The organism is Pseudomonas sp. AAC, assembly GCF_000725445.1.
GTDB classification, from domain to species: Bacteria; Pseudomonadota; Gammaproteobacteria; order Pseudomonadales; family Pseudomonadaceae; genus Pseudomonas; species Pseudomonas citronellolis.
In genome coordinates this window covers 213703-219806 of sequence record NZ_KL647099.1, presented here as the reverse complement: position 1 = coordinate 219806, position 6104 = coordinate 213703, and the positions used below count along the sequence as shown (strand labels likewise).

Annotated in this window: 4 protein-coding genes; 1 reads left to right on the top strand and 3 read right to left on the bottom strand. The window is 65.4% G+C overall.

The genetic code is table 11. The features are described from left to right. Positions 1-123: 123 nt before the first annotated feature. Both argJ and secA read right to left on the bottom strand, forming a co-directional pair. Positions 124-1341, bottom strand: coding sequence for a bifunctional glutamate N-acetyltransferase/amino-acid acetyltransferase ArgJ (argJ, locus tag FG99_RS22310; RefSeq protein WP_043272380.1), 1218 nt, complete (start codon positions 1339-1341; stop codon positions 124-126). A gap of 95 nt (positions 1342-1436) precedes the next feature. Continuing rightward, complete coding sequence (secA, locus tag FG99_RS22305; RefSeq protein ID WP_009617931.1) at positions 1437-4190, bottom strand: preprotein translocase subunit SecA; 2754 nt, start codon at positions 4188-4190, stop codon at positions 1437-1439. Positions 4191-4495: 305 nt separating this feature from the next. Here secA and FG99_RS22300 point away from each other — a divergent pair, with 305 nt between their 5' ends. Continuing rightward, positions 4496-4951 (top strand): DciA family protein, encoded by a 456-nt coding sequence (locus FG99_RS22300; RefSeq protein ID WP_043272379.1) that lies wholly within the window; start codon positions 4496-4498, stop codon positions 4949-4951. Between the two features lie 173 nt (positions 4952-5124). Here FG99_RS22300 and lpxC read toward each other — a convergent pair whose 3' ends face one another. Further along, on the bottom strand, positions 5125-6036 hold the full coding sequence (lpxC, locus tag FG99_RS22295; protein ID WP_009617927.1) for a UDP-3-O-acyl-N-acetylglucosamine deacetylase: 912 nt from the start codon (positions 6034-6036) through the stop codon (positions 5125-5127). Positions 6037-6104 lie beyond the last annotated feature (68 nt).

The following is a 6104-nucleotide window of genomic DNA, read 5'->3' as shown; positions in this document are numbered from 1 at the left end:
GAAGCTAGAAGCTAGAAGCTAGAAGCTAGAAGCTAGAAGCTAGAAGCTAGAAGCTAGAAGCTAGAGAGCGTGGCGCCTTTCACTTCCGGCTTCCAGCTTCCAGCTTCAAGCTTCCCGCTCCCATCAAGTCCTGTATTCCGCGTTGATCTTCACGTACTCGTGGGACAGGTCGGTGGTCCAGATGGTCTCGCTGCAGTCGCCGCGGCCCAGTTCGATGCGGATGGTGATCTCTTCCTGGGCCATCACCCGCGCGCCCTGGTCCTCGGTGTAGCTGGCGGCGCGGCAGCCGCGGCTGGCGATGCAGACTTCGTCGAGGAAGACGTCGATCCTGCTGACGTCCAGGTTCGGCACGCCGGCGTAGCCGACCGCGGCCAGGATGCGGCCCCAGTTCGGGTCGGAGGCGAACAGCGCGGTCTTGATCAGCGGCGAGTGGGCCACGGCGTAGCCGACGTCCAGGCACTCCTGGTGGGTGCCGCCGCCGTTGACCTGCACGGTGACGAACTTGGTGGCGCCCTCGCCGTCGCGGACGATGGCCTGGGCCAGCTCCATGGACACCTCGATCACCGCCTGCTTCAGGGCGCTGAACAGCGCGCCGCTGGCCTGGGTAATCTCCGGCAGCGCGGCCTGACCGGTGGCGACCAGGATGCAGCTGTCGTTGGTGGAGGTATCGCCGTCGATGGTGATGCGGTTGAACGACTTGTTCGCCGCGTCGCGCAGCAGGTCCTGCAGCACGCCCTGGGCGACCTTGGCGTCGGTGGCGATGTAGCCGAGCATGGTGGCCATGTTCGGCTTGATCATGCCGGCGCCCTTGCTGATGCCGGTGACGGTGACGGTGACGCCGTCATGCACGAACTGGCGGCTGGCGCCCTTGGGCAGGGTGTCGGTGGTCATGATGCCGGCGGCGGCCTCGGCCCAGTTGTCCGGGCCCAGGGCGGCCAGGGCGGCCGGCAGCGCGGCTTCGATCTTGGCCACCGGCAGCGGCTCGCCGATCACCCCGGTGGAGAACGGCAGCACCTGGCTTTCGTCCACGCCGGCCAGCTCGGCCAGCTTGGCACATACCGCCGAGGCGTTGGCCAGGCCCGGCTCGCCGGTGCCGGCGTTGGCGTTGCCGGTGTTGGTCACCAGGTAGCGCACCGGCCCGAGGAAGCGCTGCTTGCACAGCAGCACGGGCGCGGCGCAGAAGGCGTTGGTGGTGAACACACCCGCCACGCTGGAGCCTTCGGCGCATCGCATCACCACGACGTCCTTGCGACCGGGGCGCTTGATGCCGGCGGAAGCGATGCCGAGTTCGAAGCCGGGGACCGGGTGCAGGGTGGAGATGGGGCCGAGACCGACAGCCATGGATGTGCTCCTCAGGAAAAAGGGTGGATCGAATGTGAAAAACGCCGCGAGCGGCAGGGCCGGTCGCGGCGTCGGGGGTTACGACGGCAGGCGGATCAGTTCACCTGGCCGTGGCAATGCTTGTACTTCTTGCCGGAACCGCAGGGGCACAGCTCGTTGCGGCCGATCTTCGGCTCGGCGCGCACCGGCTCCAGCGGCACGACCTGGCCCGGACCCTGCTCGCCCTCTTCGCCTTCCTCGGCATCGGGGGCCTGGTCGATGGACGGCGCCTCGGCATGCTGGAACTGCATGCGCTTGGCCATTTCCTCGGCTTCGCGGCGCAGGCGCGCCTCTTCCTCGGCCGGGTCCTCGCGGCGGACCTGGACGAAGGACAGCACGCGGATGGTGTCGCGCTTGATCGAGTCCAGCAGTTCCTGGAACAGGTTGAAGGACTCGCGCTTGTACTCCTGCTTCGGGTTCTTCTGCGCGTAGCCGCGCAGGTGGATGCCGTGGCGCAGGTGGTCCATGGTGGACAGGTGGTCCTTCCACAGGTCGTCCAGCACGCGCAGCAGCATCTGCTTCTCGAAGGTGCGCAGGGCCTCGGCGCCGGCCAGGTCTTCCTTCTCGTTGTAGGCGGCGACCAGCTCGGCGAGGATCTTCTCGCGCAGGGTCTCCTCGTAGAGCTTCTCGTCGTCGTCCAGCCACTGCTGGACCGGCAGCTTCAGGCCGAAGTCGCTGTACAGCGCGGCTTCCAGGCCGGCGATGTCCCACTGCTCGGGCAGCGACTGCGGCGGGATGTGCTGGCTGATGGTGTTGTTCAGCACTTCCTCGCGGAACTCGGCGATGGTGTCGCCGATGTTCTCCGCGGCCAGCAGGCTGTTGCGCATGTGGTAGATCACCTTGCGCTGCTCGTTGGCCACGTCGTCGAATTCGAGCAGTTGCTTGCGGATGTCGAAGTTGCGGCCTTCGACCTTGCGCTGCGCCTTCTCGATGGCGTTGCTGACCATGCGGTGCTCGATGGCCTCGCCCGGCTGCATGCCCAGGGCCTTCATGAAGTTCTTCACCCGGTCGGAGGCGAAGATGCGCATCAGGTTGTCTTCCAGCGACAGGTAGAAGCGGCTGGAACCCGGGTCGCCCTGGCGGCCGGAACGGCCCCGCAGCTGGTTGTCGATACGGCGGGATTCGTGGCGCTCGGAGGCGATCACATGCAGGCCGCCGGCCTCGATCACCTGCTGGTGGCGCTTCTGCCACTCGGCCTTGATCTGGGCGATCTGCTCGTCGCTGGGGTTCTCCAGGCTGGCGATCTCGGCTTCCCAGTTGCCGCCCAGGAGGATGTCGGTACCACGGCCGGCCATGTTGGTGGCGATGGTCACCGAGCCCGGCGCGCCGGCCTGTGCGATGATCTCGGCTTCCTTCTCGTGGTACTTGGCGTTGAGCACCTTGTGCTCGATGCCGGCCTGCTCCAGCAGCTTGGACACGTACTCGGAGGTTTCGATGGAAGCGGTACCGACCAGGATCGGCCGGCCCAGGGCCTGGCTCTGCTGGATGTCGGTGATGATCGCGGCGTACTTCTCTTCCTGGGTCAGGTAGACCAGGTCGTTGAAGTCCTTACGGGCGACCGGCCGGTGGGTCGGGATCACCACCACGTCCAGGCCGTAGATCTGGCGGAACTCGAAGGCCTCGGTGTCGGCGGTGCCGGTCATGCCGGACAGCTTGGTGTAGAGGCGGAAGTAGTTCTGGAAGGTGGTGGAGGCCAGGGTCTGGCTCTCGGCCTGGATCGGCAGGTTTTCCTTGGCCTCGATGGCCTGGTGCAGGCCCTCGGAGAGGCGGCGGCCGGGCATGGTGCGGCCGGTGTGCTCGTCGATCAGCAGGACCTGGTCACCCTGGACGATGTACTCGACGTTGCGGTGGAACAGCGTGTGGGCGCGCAGCGCGGCGTAGACGTGGGTCAGCAGGCTGAGGTTGTGCGCCGAGTAGAGGCTCTCGCCCTCGCCGAGCAGGCCGGCCTGGCTCAGCAGTTCCTCGACGTAGGCGTGGCCCTGCTCGTTGAGTTCGACCTGGCGGGTCTTCTCGTCGATGCTGTAGTGGCCCTGCTGGGTCACCTGGCCCTCGACTTCCTCGATGTGGCGCTTCAGGCGCGGGATCAGCTTGTTGATCTTGATGTACAGCTCGGAGCTGTCTTCGGCCTGGCCGGAGATGATCAGCGGGGTCCGCGCCTCGTCGATGAGGATGGAGTCCACTTCGTCGACCACGGCGAAGTTCAGCTCGCGCTGGAACTTGTCCTGCAGGCTGAAGGCCATGTTGTCGCGCAGGTAGTCGAAGCCGAATTCGTTGTTGGTGCCGTAGGTGATGTCCGAGGCGTAGGCCGCGCGCTTCTCTTCCGGCGGCTGGAAGGGCGTGACGATGCCCACCGAGAGGCCGAGGAACTCGTACAGCGGACGCATCCAGTTGGCGTCGCGGCGGGCCAGGTAGTCGTTCACGGTGACCACGTGCACGCCCTTGCCGGACAGCGCGTTCAGGTACACCGCCAGGGTGCCCACCAGGGTCTTGCCCTCGCCGGTGCGCATCTCGGCGATCTTGCCCTCGTGCAAGGTCATGCCGCCGATCAGCTGGACGTCGAAGTGACGCATGCCCATCACCCGCTTGCCCGCCTCGCGGCACACGGCGAAGGCTTCCGGGAGGATCTGGTCGAGGGTCTCGCCCTTGGCCAGGCGCTGCTTGAATTCCTCGGTCTTGGCCTTCAGTTGCTCATCGGAAAGCGCCACCATCTGTGGTTCGAGCGCATTGATGGCCTGGACCTGCTTGGCCATGCGCTTCACTTCACGCTCGTTCTTGCTTCCAAAGAGTTTTTTCAACAAAGGCGCAAACATATCGACTGGGTCATCCGAACTTGGGGAATGGAGGGCTGCCCGACTGGCTGGCCGCGGCTTGCATCGACGGCAAAGGGGGCATTCTACTCGGAAACGTGAACGAAAGAAGTGCCCAGGTCATGCCGGGGACTTTCCATGCGCGCACATTGCCCGGCAGGAACTCGGGGGAGGACTGGCAGTCCGCCTGCTTTATATTGTGTCGCGCCGGCAAAGTTCAAGGCTCGGCGCCGGCGGGCGTCGGCGCGACGGCCTGCGACGACCGCATTCTGATACCATCGGCGCTCAACAACCCCGGAATTTTCACCATGGCGTTCCGCCCGCTGCCCGCACAGGCCACCACCAAGCTGCTGCGCGAAGCCAAGCCGCTGCAGTCGCTGTTCAACGAGGCCCAGCGCCTCGCCCAGTTGCAACAGCTGCTCGACAGCCAGCTGCAGCCGGCCGCGCGCCCGCACTGCCGGGTCGCCTCCTGGCGCGGCGGCAACCTGCTGCTGGTGCTCACCGACGCGCACTGGGCCACGCGCCTGCGCTACCAGCAGAAGCGCCTGCTGCGCCAGTTGCAGATGTTCGACGAGTTCGCCGGGCTGCAGCACATCCTGTTCAAGGTCCAGCCCCAGGTCGAGCGCCAGGCGCCGGTGCACACCCACCAGCTCTCCCCCGCCGCCGCCGAGGCCCTGCAGGAGGCCGCCGAAGGCATCGCCAACCCGCGCCTGCGCGCGGCCCTGGAACGCCTGGCCAGCCGCAGCCGCCCGCGCGAAGACTGAACCCCTCGCCTACCGCCGGTCTCATAACGCCCCTCGTCGGCGCTTGCCGATGAACTCGTGAGAACTTTCCCCCTCCAAACTCCAAGCCTCCTGCCCGCGCCATTTCGCGCGCATAAAAAAAGGCCACCCGGGGGTGGCCTTCAATATGTACAGCTTGAAAGGAGGAGGTTTCCTCAAACGGCCGCAGCGGGCCGCATGTAGGAAATCGGCGCGGTGCTCGCGTCTTCGAAGGTGACCACTTCCCAGGCCTCCTTGTCCGCGATGAGTGCGCGGAGCAGGCGGTTGTTCAGGGCATGGCCGGACTTGAAGCCGCGGAACTCGCCGATAAGGCTGTTACCAAGCAGGTACAGGTCACCGATGGCGTCCAGGATCTTGTGCTTGACGAACTCGTCCTCGTAACGAAGGCCGTCTTCGTTGAGCACGCGATACTCGTCGACCACGATGGCGTTCTCCACGCTGCCACCGAGCGCCAGGTTCTGCGAACGCAGGTACTCGATGTCACGCATGAACCCGAAGGTCCGCGCACGGCTGACTTCCTTGACGAAGGAAGTGCTGGAGAAGTCCACCGTCGCCTTCTGGGTGCGACCACGGAAGACCGGGTGATCGAAATCGATCTCGAAGCTCACCTTGAAGCCGTCGAAGGGAACGAAAGTGGCGCGCTTGTCGCCCTCTTCCACGGTCACTTCACGCTTGATGCGGATGAACTTCTTGGCCGCCTCCTGCTCCTGCAGGCCGGCGGATTGGATCAGGAATACGAAGGGCCCCGCGCTGCCGTCCATGATCGGCACTTCCGAGGCGGACAGCTCGACATAGGCGTTGTCGATGCCCAGGCCAGCCATGGCCGAGAGCAGATGCTCCACCGTATCCACTTTGACGTCACCCTTGACCAGGGTGGTCGACATGGTGGTCTCGCCGACGTTCGAGGCCCGAGCCGGAATTTCCACCACCGGGTCGAGGTCGGTACGGACGAACACGATACCGCTGTCCACCGGAGCCGGCTTCAGGGTGAGGTAGACCTTCTCCCCCGAGTGCAGACCGACGCCGGTGGCCCGGATGATGTTCTTCAAGGTGCGTTGTCTGATCATGGCTTTGGCCGCTTTCGCGCAAGTTGCGAACTGTTGTCAACAATGGGCGGCGATGATAGCAGAACCGC